An 18,769-nucleotide genomic window follows, 5' to 3' on the forward strand; every position below is an offset into this window, starting at 1 on the left:
AGCCGCTGCGCACCGTGGTGCATGCCGCCGGTGTCCTCGACGACGGCGTACTCGACAGCCTCACCCCCGAGCGCGCCGCCGCCGTGCTGCGGCCCAAGGTCGCGGCCGCCGCGCACCTCGACGAGCTCACCCGCGATCTGGAGCTGGACGGATTCATCCTCTACTCCTCGCTCGCGGCCACCATGCCTGGTACCGGCCAGGGCAGCTACGCGGCCGCCAACGCCTACCTCGACACCCTTGCCGAACAGCGGCACGCCCGCGGCCTGCCCGCCACCTCGATGGCCTGGGGCCTGTGGGCGGGCGACAGCGCGGCCGCCGCGGTGGGCGATCGGCTCGTGCGCGCCGGTCTCGAGCCGATGACGCCGGAACTCGCGCTCGCGGCGCTCGGCGCGGCACTGGCGGCGGGACAGCCGCGGCTGATCGTCTCCGGTTTCGACTGGGAGCGGTTCGCCCGGACCTCGGAAATGGTGCGTCCCAACACGATTCTGCGCGCGTTGCCCGAGGCGATGCCGTTCCTCGGCACGGGCCCGGCGGACGGTGGCGCGGCCAACCCACTCGCCGCCCGGCTCACCGGACTGTCCACCGCCGAGCGCGAGGCGGAGCTGTCCGCCCTGGTGCGCGCCGAGGTCGCCGAGACGCTCGGGTTCGCCGATGCGGACGGCGTCGAACCCGGCCGCGTCTTCCGCGATCTCGGATTCGATTCGCTCACCGCCGTCGACCTGCGCAACCGGCTCGCGGCGGCCACCGGGCTGCGGCTGTCGGTCACCCTCGTCTTCGACCACCCCACCATCGCCGCGCTCGTGCGTCACCTCGCCGGGCTGCTCGGCGTCGAGGCCCTCCCGGCGGCGACCGCGGCCCCGGTGACCGCGCGCACCGACGACCCGATCGCGATCGTGGCGATGAGCTGCCGATTCCCCGGCGATGTCGAATCGCCCGAGGAGCTATGGCAACTCGTCGTCGACGGCGTCGATGCCATCTCGCCGTTCCCGGCGGGCCGCGGCTGGGACGTCGACGAGCTCTACTCCGACGACCCGGACCAGCTGGGCACCTCCTACACCCGGTACGGCGGATTCCTGCACCGCGCAGCCGATTTCGATCCGGCCTTCTTCGGCATCTCCCCGCGCGAGGCGCTCGCCATCGATCCGCAGCAGCGACTGCTGCTCGAGATCGCGTGGGAGGCGTTCGAACGGGCAGGCATCGATCCGCTGTCGCTGAAGGGCAGCAGGGGCGGTGTCTTCGTCGGATCCAGCTATCACGACTACGGCGGCCGCGTGCGGCAGCCGTCCGAGGAGCTCGAGGGCTACCTCGGCCTCGGCAGCGCGGGCAGCGTCGCGTCGGGCCGCATCGCCTACACCTTCGGGCTGGAGGGGCCCGCGGTCACCGTGGATACGGCATGCTCCTCGTCGCTGGTGGCCATCCACCTCGCGGCGCAGGCGCTGCGCGGCGGTGAGTGCACGCTCGCGCTGGCGGGCGGTGTCGCGGTGATGTCGACTCCCGGATCGTTCGTCGAATTCAGCAGGCAGGGCGTGCTCGCCGAGGACGGCCGCTGCAAGCCCTTCGCCGAGGCGGCCGACGGCACCGCTTGGGCCGAGGGTGCGGGAGTGGTTGTGCTGGAACGGCTTTCCGACGCCAGGCGGCACGGTCATCCGGTGCTCGCGCTGGTCAGCGGTTCGGCCGTGAACCAGGACGGCGCGAGCAACGGCCTCACCGCCCCGAACGGACCGTCGCAGCAGCGCGTCATCGCCCAGGCGCTGGCCAGTGCCGGAATGCGCGCCGCCGATATCGACGCCGTCGAAGCGCACGGCACCGGCACTCGGCTCGGCGACCCCATCGAGGCGCAGGCGCTGCTCGCCGCGTACGGGCCGGATCGGCCCGCGGACCGGCCGTTGCTGCTCGGCTCGCTGAAATCGAATATCGGGCACGCCCAGGCGGCCGCCGGTATCGCGGGCGTCATCAAGATGGTGCAGGCCATGCGGCACGGCGTGCTGCCCGGCACGCTGCACGTGGACCGGCCGACCCCGCTGGTGGATTGGTCCTCGGGCGCGATGACGCTGCTGACCGAGAACACGGCGTGGCCCGAGACCGGACGCCCGCGCAGGGCCGCCGTCTCCTCCTTCGGCGTCAGCGGCACCAACGCGCACACCATCCTGGAACAGGTTCCGGTGGAACAGGATTCGGCCCCAGCCCCAGCCCAAGCCCATGCCCTGGACTCGGCCCCGGCCATGGACCCGGCCGCGGACTTGGGCGGTGGCGGTGGCGGTGGACTCTGGCTCGTCTCCGCCCGGAGCGCGGACGCACTGCGCGCACAGGCCGAGCGGCTGCTCGCCTACGCCGAGGACCGTCCCGCACTCGATCCCGACGCGGTCGGCCGGGCGCTGGCGACGCAGCGCAGCGCCTTCGAATACCGCGGTGCGATTGTCGCGGACGACCGCGCGACGCTGCTCGGCGGTCTGCGCGCGCTGGCCACCGACGGCACCGCGCCCGGTGTGCTGCGCGGTCGATCCGGCTCGGGGAAAACGGCATTCCTGTTCGCGGGTCAGGGCAGTCAACGCCCCGGCATGGGGGCCGAGCTCTACCGTGCCCACCCGGTCTTCGCCGACGCGTTCGACGCGGTGTGCGCCGAATTCGACGCCCTGCTCGACCGGCCGCTGCGTGAGGTGATGTTCGCCGAGGCGGGCTCGCCCGAGGCCGCTCTGCTCGACACCACCGCGTATACCCAGCCCGCCCTGTTCGCGCTGGCGACGGCGCTGTTCCGGCTGCTGGCGCACTGGGACGCGAATCCCGCACTGCTGCTCGGACATTCGGTCGGCGAACTCGCCGCGGCGCATGTCGCGGGCGTCCTGTCGCTGCCCGATGCCGCCCGGTTGGTCGCGGCGCGCGGCAGGCTCATGCAGGCGCTGCCGGAGGGCGGCGCGATGATCGCGCTGACCGCCGCCGAGGCGGAGGTCACGCCGCTGCTCGACGGCCCGGCGGGCGCGGTATCGATCGCGGCGGTCAACGGCCCGGCGTCGACGGTGATCTCCGGCGACGCCGACGCGGCGCTCGATATCGCCGCCCGCTGGCAGTCCACCGGCGGCAAGGCGCGGCGGCTGACGGTCAGCCACGCCTTCCATTCCGCGCGGATGGACGCGATGCTCGACGATTTCCGCGCGGTGGCCGACACCGTCGAGTTCCGGCCGCCGCTGATCCCGGTGGTGTCCAACCTGACCGGCCGGGTCGCCGAGGCCGCCGAGATCTGCTGCGCCGACTACTGGGTTGCCCACGCGCGCAACGCCGTTCGCTTCCACGAGGGCATGGCGTGCCTGGCCGCCGAAGGCGTCACCCGTTTCCTCGAGCTCGGCCCCGACCAGTCGCTGACCGCCATGGGCCGCGACAGCCTGGCCGAGCACGGTGTCGATCCCGACGCCATGGTCTCGCTGCTGCGCCGGGACCGCGGCGAGATCGCCTCGGTGCGTACGGCACTGGCGCACCTGCACACGCGGGGCATGCCGGTCGACTGGGCGCGGTTCTTCGCGGGGCATGGCGACGGGCCGGTGGCGTTGCCCACCTACGCTTTCCAGCGCGAGCGCTACTGGCTGGATGCCGACGCCGGGACCGGCGATATCGGCTCGACCGGGCTGCGTCCCGCCGGGCATCCGCTGCTGGGCGGCATGGTCGAGCTCGCCGATTCCGACGGATTCCTCTGCACCACACGGCTTTCTCTCCGCAGTCACCCCTGGCTGGCCGACCACGCCATCCTCGGCGCTGCGCTGTTCCCGGCCACCGCTTTCCTCGAGCTGGCCATCCGCGCCGGTGACGAGGTGGGCTGCGACGAGGTCGACGAACTGATACTGGCGGAGCCGCTGGTGATCGCGCCGAACAGCGCGGTGCTGCTCCAGGTTTCGGTCGGCGCGCCCGATGCGGACGGTAGCCGTTCGATCGCCGTGCACTCCCGGCCGGAGACCGCGTCGCCGGAACAGCCGTGGACCAGGCATGTGAGCGGCCTGCTGACCGTGGCCGAGTCGAATGAGCCCGCGCCGCAGGGACAGTGGCCGCCACCGGGCGCCGAGCCGATCGACGTCGACGGTCTCTACGAACGATTCGAACAGGGCGGCTTCGCCTATGGACCGGCCTTCCGAGGTCTGCGCGCGGCGTGGCGCCTCGGCGAGGAGGTGTATGCCGAGGCGAGCCTGCCGCGTGAGCAGCGCGCCGACGCCGCGCGGTTCGGGCTGCATCCCGCCCTGCTCGACAGCGCACTGCACGCGCTGACCTTCGGGATACTGGACGGCTCGACGCAGAGCTGGTTGCCGTTCTCCTGGACCGGTATTCGACTGCATGCCGCGGGCGCGTCGACGCTGCGCCTCCGGTTGCGACCGGCCGGGCGCGACGCCGTATCGGTGCTCGCGGTGGACGCGGCGGGCGATCCGGTCGCCTCGATCCGCGCGCTGACGCTGCGGCCGGTAGCGGCCGAGCAGGTCGGCTCGGCCCGTCCCGCGGCAGGGCACGAGGAGCTGTTCCGGGTCGAATGGCCCACGGTGGCCGCGAGATCTACAGGCGCGCAAGGGGAGTGGGTCGTGGTAGGCGCGGCGACGGCCGAGTGGGCGGCGGCGGGCGTCACCCGCGCGGTGGCCGATCTGGCCGAGCTGGCGGACGGCGCGCCGCCCGCCGTGGTGGTGGCTCCGATCCCGTCGACCCCGGCGGCAGGCGACGACGACGCCGCGGCGGTGCGAATCGCCACCGAGTATGCGCTCGGGCTGGTCCAGGAATGGCTGGCGCAGAAGCGATTCGGTGGTGCCGCCCTGCTGCTGGTGACGCGCGACGGTGTGGCCGTGCGACCCGGCGCCGAGGCGACCGACCTGGCGCACGCGGCGGTGTGGGGCCTGGTGCGCACCGCGCAGACCGAACATCCCGGCCAGTTCGTGCTCGCGGATCTCGACGGCGAGGCCGCGTCGGTCGCGGCGCTGCCCGCCGCCGTCGGCTCCGGCGAGCCGCAGCTTGCCCTGCGCGGCGGAGTGGCGCATCAGGCCCGCTTGACCCGGGTTCCGCGCGCCGAATCGCCCGCCCCGGTATGGGAGCGGGACGGCACCGTCCTGATCACCGGCGGCACCGGCGCGATCGGCGGGCACATCGCCCGCCACCTGGTGACCGAGCACGGCGTGCGCAGGCTGGTGCTGACCGGCCGCCGCGGCCTCGGCGCCGAGGGCGCCGCCGCGCTGCGCGCGGAGCTGGCAGGCCGTGGCGCCGACGTCGACATCGTCGCGTGCGATATCGCCGACCGGGATCAGGTCGCGGCCTTGCTCGCGGCGATCCCGGCGGCGCATCCGCTCAGCGCGGTGGTGCACGCCGCCGGTGTGCTCGACGACGGCGTGATCGGCGAGCTCACCCCGCGGCGCCTGCGAAAAGTGCTGGGACCCAAGGCGGATGGCGCACTACATCTGCACGAGCTCACCGCGGGGAGGCCGCTGTCGGCGTTCGTCCTGTTCTCCTCCATCGCCGGTGTCTTCGGCGGTATGGGCCAGGCCAACTACGCCGCGGCCAATGCCGTGCTGGACGGGCTCGCGCAGCGCAGGCGCGCGCACGGCCTGCCCGCGACCGCGCTCGACTGGGGGCTGTGGACCACCGAGGGCGGGATGAGCGGCTCGCTCGACGAGGCGGATCTGCGCCGCATCGCCCGCAGCGGCATCGTCGCGTTCAGTCCCGAAGACGGTGTGCGGCTGTTCGATCTGGCCGTCGCCGCCGACGAACCGGCCGCGCTGCCACTGCGTCTCGATCTCGCGGCGACGGCCGACGCGGGATATCCGCCGATGCTGCGCGGCCTGATACCGCCGCGGGCGCGGCGGGTGGCGGGCGCCGCCGCGGGGGAGTCGGTCACCCAGCGGCTGCACGGGCGCGACGCGGCCGAACGCGAACGCATCCTGCTGGAGCTGGTCCGGTCGCAGGCGGCCACGGTGCTCGGTTTCGCCGACCCGGCGGCGGTGGACGTCGACCGTGGCTTGCTCGAGCTCGGTTTCGATTCGCTCACCGCGGTGGAACTGCGCAACCGGCTCAACGGGGCGACCGGGCTGCGCCTGCCCGCCACCCTGCTGTTCGACTACCCGACCTCGACGGCCGTCGCCGGGCATCTGGCCGCCGAACTCGCACCGGACGACAGCGAATCCGTGACCGGCGGCATGGCCGAGCTCGAACGGCTCGAGCAAGTGTTCGACGGTCGCCCGGCCGACCCGCTGGTGCTCGACAGGTTGCAACTGCTCCTGAATACGTTGCGCGCCGACGCCGATCCGGCCGCCGCGGCGCTCGGGCAGCGCATGGGCGGCCTGGCCACCGACGACGAACTCTTCGATTTCATCGACAACGAACTCGGGATGGGCGAGGCGCTCCCCTCCGCGATCTACGAAGGTGACGATTCCCGTGACTGATGACAAATTCCGCGACTACCTCAAGCGAGTGGCGGCCGATCTGCACCACACCAGGAACCGGCTCACCGAGGTCGAGTCCGCGGCCCGCGAACCCATCGCCGTGATCGGCATGAGCTGCCGCTACCCGGGCGGTGTCGACACCCCCGAAAAGCTGTGGCGGATGGTCGAATCCGGCACCGATGCGATCAGTGGGTTTCCCGGTGACCGCGGCTGGGATCTCGAGACGCTCTACGATCCGACCCGGCAGCGGCCCGGCAGTACCTACGCCGCCGAGGGCGGCTTCCTCGACGCGGTCGCGGATTTCGAGCCGGAGTTCTTCGGCATCTCCCCGCGCGAGGCGCTGGCCATGGACCCGCAGCAGCGCCTGCTGCTCGAGACGACCTGGGAGGCGTTCGAGCGCGCCGGTATCGACGCGAAGACGTTGCGCGGCAGCGATACCGGGGTCTTCGCGGGCGTGATGTACCAGGATTACGCGCTGCGCTTACAGCGGGTGCCGGAGGACATTCAGGGCTATCTCGGCAATGGCATGTCCGACAGCGTCGCCTCCGGCCGCATCTCCTACAGCTTCGGGCTGGAGGGCCCGGCGATCACTGTCGACACCGCGTGCTCCTCGTCGCTGATCGCCATCCACCTGGCGGCACATGCGTTGCGCCGCAAGGAATGTTCGCTGGCGCTGGCGGGCGGCGCGATGGTGATGTCGACCCCGGTGCCCTTCACCGAGATGAGCAGGCAGGGCGGGCTGGCCGGCGACGGCCGGTGCAAATCCTTCGCCGACGAGGCCGACGGCACCGGCTGGGGCGAAGGCGTGGGAATGCTACTGCTGGAACGCCTTTCGGAGGCCAGGCGCAACGGGCATCCGGTACTCGCCGTGGTGCGTGGCAGCGCCGTCAACCAGGACGGCGCGAGCAGCAGGCTGACCGCCCCCAACGGGCCCGCTCAGCAGCGCGTCATCCGCAGGGCGCTGGCCGACGCCGGGCTGCGGCCCGACGCCGTCGACGTGGTCGAGGCGCACGGCACCGGCACCGCTCTCGGCGATCCGATCGAGGCGCAGGCGCTGCTCGCCACCTATGGGCGCGGCCGCGACCGGCCGCTGCTGCTCGGCTCGCTGAAGTCCAATATCGGTCACACCCAGGCCGCGGCCGGGGTCGGCGGCGTCATCAAGATGATCATGGCCATGCGGTACGCGACGGTGCCGCCGACCCTGCACGCCGCGCACCCCACCACCCAGGTCGACTGGTCCTCGGGCACAGTCGAATTGGTGACCGAGGCCGTGCCGTGGCCGGATACCGGCCATCCGCGGCGGGCCGCGGTCTCCTCCTTCGGGATCAGCGGCACCAACGGCCACGTCATCCTGGAGCAGGCCGAGGAGCCGGTGCGCGCGGACGCGCGATCGGCCACCGATGCCGCGGGGGTGCCCTGGCTGCTGTCGGCCCGCTCTCTCGGGGGTTTGCGCGCACAGGCAGAGCGGCTGGGCGAACACCTCGCCGCGCATCCCGAACTCGATCTCGACGCGGTCGGCCGAGCGTTGGGCGGCCGGACGGTCTTCGAGCACCGGGCGGTTCTGCTCGGCGCGGACCGTGACGGCCGCGCCGCCGACCTGACGGCGCTCGCCGCCGATCTGCCGTCGCCGACGGTGGTGCGCGGCGGTGACATCCGCACCGGGCGCGTGGTTTTCGTTTTCCCCGGCCAGGGCTCGCAGTGGGTCGGGATGGCGCGCGAGCTGCTGGCGCAGTCGCCGGTGTTCGCGGAACGGATGGCCGAATGCGAGACGGCGCTCGCGCCGCACGTGGATTGGTCGCTGTGCGAGCTGGTGCGCGCGGACGCGGTGTGGGATCGGGTGGATGTCGTTCAGCCGGTGCTGTTTTCGGTGATGGTGTCGCTGGCGGCGGTGTGGCGTTCGTTCGGTGTGGAACCCGCTGCGGTGGTTGGTCATTCGCAGGGCGAGATCGCGGCCGCGGTGGTGGCGGGCGGTTTGTCGCTGGCCGACGGCGCGAAAGTCGTCGCATTGCGCAGCCGTGCGCTGCGCGCGATCACCGGCGCGGGCGCGATGGCGTCGGTACAGCTGCCGGTGGATCGCGTCCGCGCGGAGCTGGCGCGGTGGGGTGCGCGGCTGTCCGTCGCCGCGGTCAACGGCCCTGCCGCGGTGGTGATCTCGGGTGAGCGCGCCGCCGTGGACGAATTCCTCGATCAGGCGGCGGCCGAAGAGTTGCGGGCCCGCCGGATCGATGTCGACTACGCCTCGCACAGCGGCCATATCGAGCAGATCCGCGAGGAACTGCTGACGCTGCTGGCCGGGATCACCCCGCGCCGGGCCGAGGTGCCGTTCTACTCCACGGTGACCGGTGCGGAGCTGGACACGTCCGGTCTGGATGCCGGCTACTGGTACCGGAACCTGCGCCACACCGTCGAACTGCGCGACGCCGTCAGCGCGGTACTCGACGCGGGACCGCGCGCGTTCGTCGAGATCAGTCCGCATCCGGTGCTCACCGTCGCGGTCGAGGAGACCGCGCGGGCCGGCGGAATCGACGCGCTGGTGGCCGGTACGGTCCGCCGCGACGACGGCGGACTCGCCCGGTTCTACGCCGCGGTCGGCGAGCTGTGGGCCGCCGGTGTCACCGTCGACTGGCGGCCCGTGTACGCCCACCTGCCCGCCCACCACATCGACCTGCCCACCTACGCGTTCCAGCGGCAGCGGTACTGGCTGGAGGATTCCGGCCCGGCCACCGGCGACGTGACCGCGGCCGGTCTGGCCGCCGCGGAACATCCGCTGCTCGGCGCGATAGTGACGCTCGCCGACGGTGATTCGCTCGTGCTGACCGGGCGGTTGTCCACCCGCACCCACCCGTGGCTCGCCGAACACGCGGTATTCGGCACCGCACTGCTCCCCGGCACCGCCTTCCTCGAACTCGCGGCCCGCGCCGCCGATCAGGTCGGCCTGCGCCGGGTGGCCGAGCTGACGCTGGAGGCGCCGCTCGCCGTCACCACGGCCCCCATCGATGTGCAGGTCACCGTCGGCGCGGAAAGCGAAGGGCTGCGCGCGATCACCGTGCACGCCAGGCCCGCCGATGCCGCACCGGACGATCCGTGGACCAGGCACGCGGGCGGCACGCTGTCCGACGAGGCGAACGTCGCACCCACCGGCGAAGCGTGGCCGCCGCAGGGCGCGACGCCCATCGACCTGACCGACATGTACGAACGCTTCGCCGAGGGCGGATTCGCCTACGGACCGACCTTTCAGGGATTGCGCGCCGCATGGCGCCTCGGCGAAGACATCTACGCCGAGGCCGCACTACCCACCGAACAACACACCGAGGCAGCGCTTTTCGGCCTGCACCCCGCCCTGCTCGATACCGTCCTGCACGTCACCGGCCTCGCAGGAGATGACACGGGCCGAATGCCGTTCGCTTGGACCGGCGCGACCTTGCACGCCCACGGCGCCATCGCCCTGCGCGCCAAGGTGAGCCCCGCCGGGGACAATGCCGTCTCACTGCACGCATGGGATACCGCGGGCCAGCCGGTAGCCACGATCGACGCCCTACTACTGCGCCCGGTCTCCACCGCACCGCAGCAACCGACCCGCCACGAATCACTGTTCCGGCTCGACTGGAAACCGTTGCGCGTCAACGATTCCGACGAGACGGCGCAGCCGGTAGTGCTCGGCAGTGCGCTCTACCCCGACCTCACCGCCCTGCGCGCCGCCGTCGCCGCGGGCACACCCATGCCGGACCTGGTCATCGCACCACTGCCCGCGAATGCCGCGGCGGGCCCCGGCGTCGAGCAGCGTGCGGTGCACGCCGCTGTGCCGGGGCTGGTCGTCACACCGCCCGCGAACGCCGCGGCCGACCCGGGCGCCGCGCACCACGCGGTGGATGTCGTTGTGCCGGAATCGGTTGTCGCGCAGCTGCCGGTGAATGCCGGGGCCGTTGCGGACACCGCACAGGCTGCCGTGTCGGAACCGGTTATGGCGTTGTCGTCCGAGAACGCCGCGGCCGCACCGGATGCTGTGCACCGTGCTGTGCGCGAGGCTGCTGCGCTCGTGCAGGGCTGGCTTGCCGAGGAGCTGTTCGGTGCGGCGCGGCTGGTCGTGGTGACGTGTGGGGCGGTAGCGGTGACGCCTGGTGCGGACGTTACGGATCTGGCGGGGGCGGGGGTTTGGGGGTTGGTGCGTACTGCGCAGTCCGAGCATCCCGGGCGGTTCGTGCTGGCGGATGTGCGGGATTCGAGTGAGATCCGTGCTCTCGCAGGTGTTCTCGGTGCTACCGAGGAGGATCAGGTTGCGGTGCGTGACGGGGTGGTTAGGGTGCCTCGGCTTGTGCGGACGGGTGTACTGGAAGACAGTGCGCCGCTTGCCGATCCGGCGGGGACCGTGCTCATCACCGGTGGTACCGGGCTGATCGGCTCGCGGGTTGCTCGCCATCTGGTTGCCGCCGGTGCGCGCAGGCTGCTGCTCACCAGCCGGACCGGCGCGGCAGCGCCCGGCGCGGGCGCGCTCGTCGAGGAAGTCACCGCCCTTGGCGCGCGGTGCGAGATCGTCGCCTGCGATGTCGCCGATCGGGAGGCGTTGCGGCGGTTGCTCGGTGACATCCCGGCCGCGCATCCGCTGACCGCGGTGGTACATGCCGCGGGTGCGCTCGATGACGGCGTCATCGAGGCGCTCACTCCCGAGCGGATCGATGCGGTGTTGCGGCCGAAGGTGGACGCGGCGCTGTATCTGCACGAGCTCACGGCTGGTATGCCCTTGCGGGCGTTCGTGCTCTTCTCCTCTGCCGCAGGTGTTTTCGGCGGTCCGGGGCAGGGCAACTACGCGGCGGCGAACGCCTTCCTCGATGCGCTCGCCCAGCACCGCAGGGCCAACGGGCTGCCGGGGCAGTCGATCGCCTGGACGCTGTGGGCGCAGCGCAGCGCGATGACGGGTCATCTCGACGCCGAGGACGCCCGGCGCATCGCCCGCTCCGGCATGCCCGCGCTGACCGACGCGCAGGGCCTGGAGCTGTTCGACGCCGCCACCGCCGCCGATGAACCGCTGCTGGTCGCCATGCCACTCGATCTCGCGGCACTGCGGGCTCGCGCCGATACCGAGCCGATACCGCGGCTGCTGCACGGCCTCGTCCGTCGGGCCGCCCGCCGGGCCGCGGCGGGGCAGTTCGGTGACGGCGCCACCACGGCCTCGGGCCGCTTAGCTGCCCTGCCCGCCAGCGAGCGCCGAAAAGAGTTGCGCGACTTGGTCCGCGCGCAGGTCGCGGCCGTCCTCGGGCATGCCGCCGCGGACGCGGTGGCGCCGGATCGTGCCTTCCGCGACCTCGGATTCGACTCGCTCGCTGCGGTGGATCTGCGCAACCGCCTGAACCTCACCACCGGCCTTCGCCTGCCCGCCACCCTGGTTTTCGACCATCCCACCCCCGACGCGCTCAGCGACTTCCTCGACACCCAGCTGACCGGCGATACCGGACCGGCGCGGGCCACCGCGGCTCGCCGCGATGCCACGGCCGACGAGCCGATCGCCATCGTCGCCATGGGCTGCCGGTTCCCCGGCGGCGCGAATTCGGCCGAGGCACTGTGGGATCTGGTCGATACCGGCACCGACGCGATCGCCGAATTCCCCGCCGACCGCGGCTGGGATGTCGGCAACCTCTACGACCCGGAGACCGAGCGGCCCGGCACGTCCTATGTGAAGGAAGGCGGGTTCCTTTACGACGCAGCGGAATTCGACGCCGGATTCTTCGGGATATCGCCGCGTGAGGCGCTCGCCATGGATCCGCAGCAGCGGCTGTTGCTCGAGACGTCGTGGGAGGTGTTCGAGCGGGCGGGCATCGACCCGACGAGCCTGCGCGGCAGCCGCACGGGCGTATTCACCGGCGTCATGCACCACGACTACGCCGTGCGGCTGATCGGGAACGTGCCGGAGGAGGTCGAGGGATTCCTCGGCTCCGGCAACTCCGCGAGCGTCGCCTCGGGCCGCGTCTCCTATGTCCTCGGGCTGGAAGGCCCTGCGGTGACGGTGGATACGGCCTGCTCGTCGTCGCTGGTCGCGCTGCACCTCGCGGTGCGCTCGCTGCGGGCCGGTGAGTCCGATATGGCGCTGGCGGGTGGCGTCACGGTGATGAACAGCCCGGAACTGTTCGTGGTGTTCAGCCGCCAGCGCGGGCTCGCCGCCGACGGCAGGTGCAAGGCGTTCGCCGATGCGGCCGACGGCACCGGTTTCGGTGAAGGGGTCGGTGTCGTACTGCTGGAACGGCTGTCCGATGCGCTGGCCAGTGGCCGGAAAGTGCTTGCCGTGGTGCGCGGTTCGGCGGTCAACCAGGACGGCGCGAGCAATGGGCTCACCGCGCCGAACGGGCCTGCCCAGCAGCGGGTGATCCGTGCCGCGCTGGCCGACGGCGGATTGACCACGGCGGAGGTCGACCTGGTCGAAGGGCACGGCACCGGAACGACATTGGGTGATCCCATCGAGGCGCAGGCACTGCTGGCGACCTACGGCCAGGATCGCGGCGACGGTGCACCGCTGTGGCTCGGATCGCTGAAATCCAATATCGGGCACACGTCCGCGGCCGCCGGTGTCGGCGGCGTCATCAAGATGGTGCAGGCGCTGCGGCACGGCGTGATGCCCGCGACGCTGCACGTGGATCAGCCGTCGACGCAGGTGGATTGGACCTCGGGCGCGGTGCGGCTGCTTGCGCGATCGCAAGAGTGGCCGGACACGGGACGCCCACGCCGTGGCGCGGTATCGGCCTTCGGCGTGAGCGGGACGAACGCGCATGTGGTGCTCGAGCAGGCGCCCGAACCCGTGGCGCAGCCGGAGCCCATGGCGCAGCCCGGACCCGCGGCGCAGCCCGGACCCGCGGCGCAGCCCGGACCCGCGGCGGAGGACGGGTCTGCGGCCGAGGGGCCTGCCGCATGGGTGCTGTCCGCCCGCTCCGAGGCGGCGTTGCGCGCCCAGGCCGAGCGGCTCACCGCGCACCTCGCCGCGCGTCCCGGACTGCACCCCGCCGATATCGGACTGTCGCTGGCCGTCACCAGGACCAGGCATCAGCACCGCGCGGTCGTGGTCGGTGACCGCGGGCAACTGCTCGCCGGGCTGCGGGCCGTCGCCGAGGGCGTGCCCGATGCGGCCGTGGCGCACTGCGTCGCCGGGCCAGCGGGCGGCACGGTCTTCGTCTTCCCCGGCCAGGGCGCGCAGTGGGCGGGCATGGCGCTCGAATTGCTCGAAACGAGCACGGTTTTCGCGGAGTCGATGGCCGCCTGCGAACGAGCGCTGACGCAGTACATCGACCTACCGCTGGTGGCGATTCTCGGGAATCCGGCGGCGCTGGACCGGGTCGACCATGTACAGCCAGCGCTGTTCGCGGTGATGGTCTCCCTCGCCGCGACCTGGCGCGGCTACGGCGTCGAGCCCGATGCCGTCCTCGGCCACTCCCAGGGCGAGATCGCCGCGGCCGTGGTGGCGGGCGCGCTGTCGCTCGAGGACGGCGCGAAGATCGTGGCGCTGCGCAGCGGGCTGCTGCGCGCCATCGCGGGCAAGGGGGCGATGGCCTCGGTGGCGCTGCCCGTGGACGAGGTACGAAACCGGTTGGCGCGCAGCGGTGATGGTCTCGCGATCGCGGCGGTCAACGGTCCGGCGGCCACCGTGGTCGCCGGTGACCCCGGCGCCGTCGCCGAACTGCTCGCCGACTGCGAGCGCGACGGGGTCCGTGCCCGCCGCATCGAGGTCGACTACGCCTCGCACTCCGCACACGTGGACGCCCTCCGCGAAGAGTTGATCGCGGCGCTCGACGGTATCGCGCCTGCGGACTGCCGGGTGCCCTTCTACTCCACGGTCGATGCGGCCTGGCTGACCGGACCCGAGCTCACACCGGAGTACTGGTTCCGAAATTTGCGTGGCACAGTCGGTTTCGAACCGGCCGTGCGCGCGCTCGCGGATGCGGGACACACCGCCTTCCTCGAGATGAGCCCGCATCCGGTGCTCACCGTCGGCATCGGGGAGACGCTGGCCGACCCCGCGCCGCAGGCCGTGGTGACCGGCTCGCTGCGCCGCGGCGAGGGCGGCCTCGACCGGCTGCTGCGCTCGCTCGGCGAGGGGCACGCGGGCGGCGTCGCCCTCGACTGGCATGCCGTCTTCCCTGGCGCGCGTCGAATCGACCTGCCCACCTATCCTTTCGAGCACACCCGCTACTGGCTCGATGCCACCGCGAGTGCGGCGGATGTCGCCGCCGCGGGACTCGGCGCGACCGGGCATCCGCTGCTCGGCGCGGCCGTCGACCTCGCCGACTCCGGCGAGCAGCTGTTCACCGGCCGGTTGAGCCGTGCGGCAACGCCATGGCTCGCCGAACACGCGGTCTCCGGCGTCACCGTGCTGCCGGGTACGGCGCTGCTCGAGCTCGCGCTGCGCGCGGCCGACGAGGTGGGCTGCGGCCTGATCGATGAGCTGACTCTGCAGGCCCCCTTGGTGATTCCCGAGCGCGGCACGCTCCGGCTCCAAGTGCGCGTCGGCACAGCGACTTCCGGCGGAGACCACGCGCTCGGCATATACGGGCGGCCCGAGGACGAGACCGGCCCGGCGTGGACGTGCTATGCCACCGGCACACTCGCTCCGCTCGGCGACGAACCCGAGGACAGCGTGGCGGCCTGGCCGCCCGCCGACGCCGAACCGATCGACGTCTCCGGCCTGTACGACCGGTTCGCCACGGCCGGATACCACTACGGCCCGACCTTCCGCGGTGTGCGCGCCGCTTGGCGCAGCGGCGACGAGATCTTCGCCGAGATCGCGCTGCCGCGGCCCGGCGACGGCGAGGGCTATCTACTGCACCCGGCCCTGCTCGACGCGGCGCTGCAAGCGTCGGCGCTGCTGCCCGACCGCGATGACGTTGCGCGCCTGCCGTTCTCGTGGACCGGCGTCACCGCCCGCGCCGCGGGTGCTGCGGCACTACGCGTCCGCATCACCGCCCACGGTGCCGACGAGATCTCACTCGAGGCCCGCGATCTGACCGGCCGCGCGGTATTGACCGTCGACGCGCTGGCGCTGCGCCCGGTACCCGCAGGCGGACTGCGCGCGGCCAGCCCGGCCACCGATCGGCTCGCACACCTGGAGTGGATACCCGCTCCGATGTCGGCCGCGAGCCGAATCGCCACTGACTGGGCGGTTCTCGGCGCCACCCTGCCTGCTGCGTTGGCCGCTGCGGCGTCTCTACCGGACCCGGCTGCGCTGCCCGCCGCGGTATCCGGGTCGGACCCGGCTGCGCTGGCCGCCGCGGCATCCGGGTCGGACCCGGCTGCGCTGGCCGCCGCGGTATCCGAGACGGACCTCGCTGCGGCGTGCTGGCCGGACCTCGCGGCGCTGCGCGCGGACGCGGCGACGATCCCGGACTACGTGCTCACCGATATCTCGGTCGTGATCGCCGCCGATCCGCAGGATGCGCCGCGCGACACCACGGCGCCGCCCGCCGCGCCGTGCTGGCCGGACCTCACGGCGGTGCGCGCGGACGCGGTGACGATCTCCGCCGACCTGCTCACTGATATTCCGGTCGCGACCGATCCACGGGAGGCCGTACGCGACACCACTGCTCCGCCCACCGTGGCATCCGAGCCGAACGCCGTTGCGCCGCCCGTGGCGTGTCGGCCTGACCTCGGTGCGCTGCGGGCGGATGCGACGACGATCCCGGCACACGTCCCCGCGGGTATCCCGGGCGCCGCCGCCGATCCACGGGACGCACTGCTCGACAACACTATTCGGGCACTCGAACTGGTCAAGGAGTGGCTGGCCGACGAGCGATGCGCCGAGTCGGCCCTGGTGGTCGTCACCCGGGGCGCGGTGCGGATCGGCCCGGGGGACCGGGGCGCGCACTGGGCCGAATCCGGTGTGTGGGGATTGCTCCGCACCGCGCAGCTCGAGCATCCCGGCCGGTTCGTGCTCGCGGATATCGACGCGGATCCCGCATCGCTGGGCGCGCTGGTCGATGCGGCGGCAACCGGCGGCATTGTCGAAGGCCAGTACGCGGTGCGCGGCGGGGAACTGCTGGTGCCCAGGCTGAGTGCCGACGACCGCGACGAGCTCGGCGTGCCGGACGCACCGGCCTGGCGGCTCGGGCTCGCGGAACACGCCGACGGGTTGGCGCTGCTGCCCGCACCGGACGCGCTCGCACCGCTCGAGCCCGGACAGGTGCGCATCGCCGTGCGTGCCGCGGGCCTCAACTTCCACGACGTCGTCGTCTCGCTCGGCCTCGATCCCGATCAGCCGACCATCGGCAGCGAAGGGGCGGGCACGGTGCTCGAGGCCGGTCCTGGCGTGGACCTGGTGCCGGGCGAGCGGGTGATGGGTGTGTTCGGCGGTGCGTTCGGCCCGGTCGTCGTCGCGGATCGCGGCACCGTCGCCCGGATGCCGGAGGGCTGGTCGTTCGCGCAGGCGGCGTCCGCGCCGATCGCCTTTCTCACCGCCTATTACGGCCTGTTCGACCTGGGTGGACTGCGGCGCGGCCGTTCGGTGCTCATCCACGCCGCCACCGGCGGTGTCGGGATGGCGGCGGTGCAACTGGCCAGGCACGCCGGTGCCGAGGTCTTCGGCACGGCCAGCCCAGGGAAGTGGGATGTGCTGCGCGCCATGGGATTCGACGACGCGCACCGCGCCTCCACCCGGACGCTCGACTTCGCCGAGCAGTTCACGGCGGTCACCGGCGGCCGCGGCGTCGATGTCGTACTCGACTGCCTGGCACGGGAATTCGTCGACGCGTCACTGGGACTGCTGCCGCGCGGCGGCGCCTTCGTCGAGATGGGCAAGACCGACGTCCGCGACGCCGCCGAGATCGCCGACCGCTATCCCGGCGTGCGCTACCTGGCCTTCGACCTGGTGCAGGCGGGCCCGCGGCGCATCGGCGAATTGCTCACCGAGGTGCTCGCGCTGTTCGAACAGGGCGTGCTCACCCCACTGCCGATCACCTGCTGGGATGTCCGGCGGGCGCCCGCGGCGTTCCGGTACCTGAGCAAGGCGCGGCACATCGGCAAGAACGTGCTGCTGGTGCCCGCGCCGGTCGACCAGGCGGGTACGGTGCTGATCACCGGTGGCACCGGCACCCTCGGCGGGCTCGTCGCCCGGCACCTTGTGGCGGAACACGGTGTGCGACAGCTGATCCTGCTGAGCCGCCGCGGTGCGCACGCGCCGGGCACGGCCGAATTGCTCGCTGAATTGGGCGAATTGGGCGCGCGAGCCAGCGCGGTCGCCTGCGATGCCGCCGATCGCGGCGCCCTCGCGGACGTGCTCGCGGCGATCCCGCCGGAACATCCGCTCACCGCGGTCGTCCATGCCGCGGGCGCACTCGACGACGGCATGGTCGGCTCACTCACCCCGGCCCAGGTGGAAGGGGTGCTGCGGCCCAAGGTGGACGCCGCGTACGCGCTGCACGAGCTGACCCTCGACCGCGATCTGGCCGCCTTCGTGCTGTTCTCCTCCGGCGCCGCGCTACTCGGCGGTGCTGGCCAGGCGAATTACGCCGCCGCCAACGCCGCGCTGGACGCGCTCGCGGCCGAGCGGCGCGCGCAAGGCCTGGCCGGTGTCTCGATCGGCTGGGGCCTGTGGGCCGAACGCAGCGAGATGACCGCGGGCGTGGCCGATGCGGGCGAGCGCCGGATGACCCGCACCGGCCTCGGCGCGCTGACCTCGGCGGAGGGACTTGCGCTGTTCGACGCGGCATGGCAAGCGGCCCACCCGTACGTCTTCGCCGCCAGGCTCGATCGGTTCACACCTGGCGCGGACGTGCCACCATTGCTCAGCGGCCTGGTCCGTGCGCCGAGACAGACCCTGCGTCGCGTGCACGACGCCACGTCGGACGGGTCGCTCGCCACCCGGCTGGCCGGGCTCACCACTCCCGAGGCGCACCGGATCCTGCTCGACGTGGTGCGCGGCAACGCCGCCACCGTGCTCGGCCATGCCTCGGCCGGTGACATCCAGCCCGGCCGCCCGTTCAAGGATCTCGGCTTCGATTCGCTGACCGGCGTCGAACTACGCAACCGGCTGGCGAGCGCGGTCGGGGTGCGGCTGCCCGCCGCGCTCGTCTTCGACCACCCCACCCCGGAGGCGCTGACCAGATACCTACTCACCAGGGTCGGCGACCGGACCGCGCCCGCCGCACCGCCGGTGCTGCTCGAGCTGAGCAGGCTCGAGGCGCGCATCGACGCACTGGCCGCCCCCGGCGCCGCACCGCCCGCCGAACTGGCCGCGCGCCTGCGGCGAGCGCTCGCCAAGGTCGACGCACTCGACGCGGAATCGATTGGCGCGCACCAGGAACAGGTCATCGAGGGCGCCAGCGACGACGAGCTCTTCGACCTCATCGACAAAGAACTGGGCATCTCGTGAAGCCCGCGACACCCGAGACGACACGTAGGAGCAC

At 72.6% G+C, this 18,769-nt stretch carries 1 protein-coding gene and 1 pseudogene (1 of these 2 only partly in view); both read left to right on the plus strand.

The annotated features are described in order from the left end of the window. On the plus strand, positions 1 to 6,395 hold the 3' end of the coding sequence (locus tag ACIG5A_RS04410) for an SDR family NAD(P)-dependent oxidoreductase (protein ID WP_397237603.1). The gene continues 9,496 nt to the left of window position 1, outside the view; only the last 6,395 of its 15,891 coding nucleotides appear in the window; its start codon lies beyond the left edge, outside the window; its stop codon occupies positions 6,393 to 6,395. Next, positions 6,388 to 18,735 (plus strand): annotated as a pseudogene (locus tag ACIG5A_RS04415) (SDR family NAD(P)-dependent oxidoreductase); the annotation flags it as partial. The gene ACIG5A_RS04410 and the pseudogene ACIG5A_RS04415, both read left to right, overlap by 8 nt. Between the last annotated feature and the right edge of the window lie 34 nt (positions 18,736 to 18,769).

This window comes from Nocardia sp. NPDC052566 (assembly GCF_044547285.1).
GTDB lineage: Bacteria > Actinomycetota > Actinomycetes > Mycobacteriales > Mycobacteriaceae > Nocardia.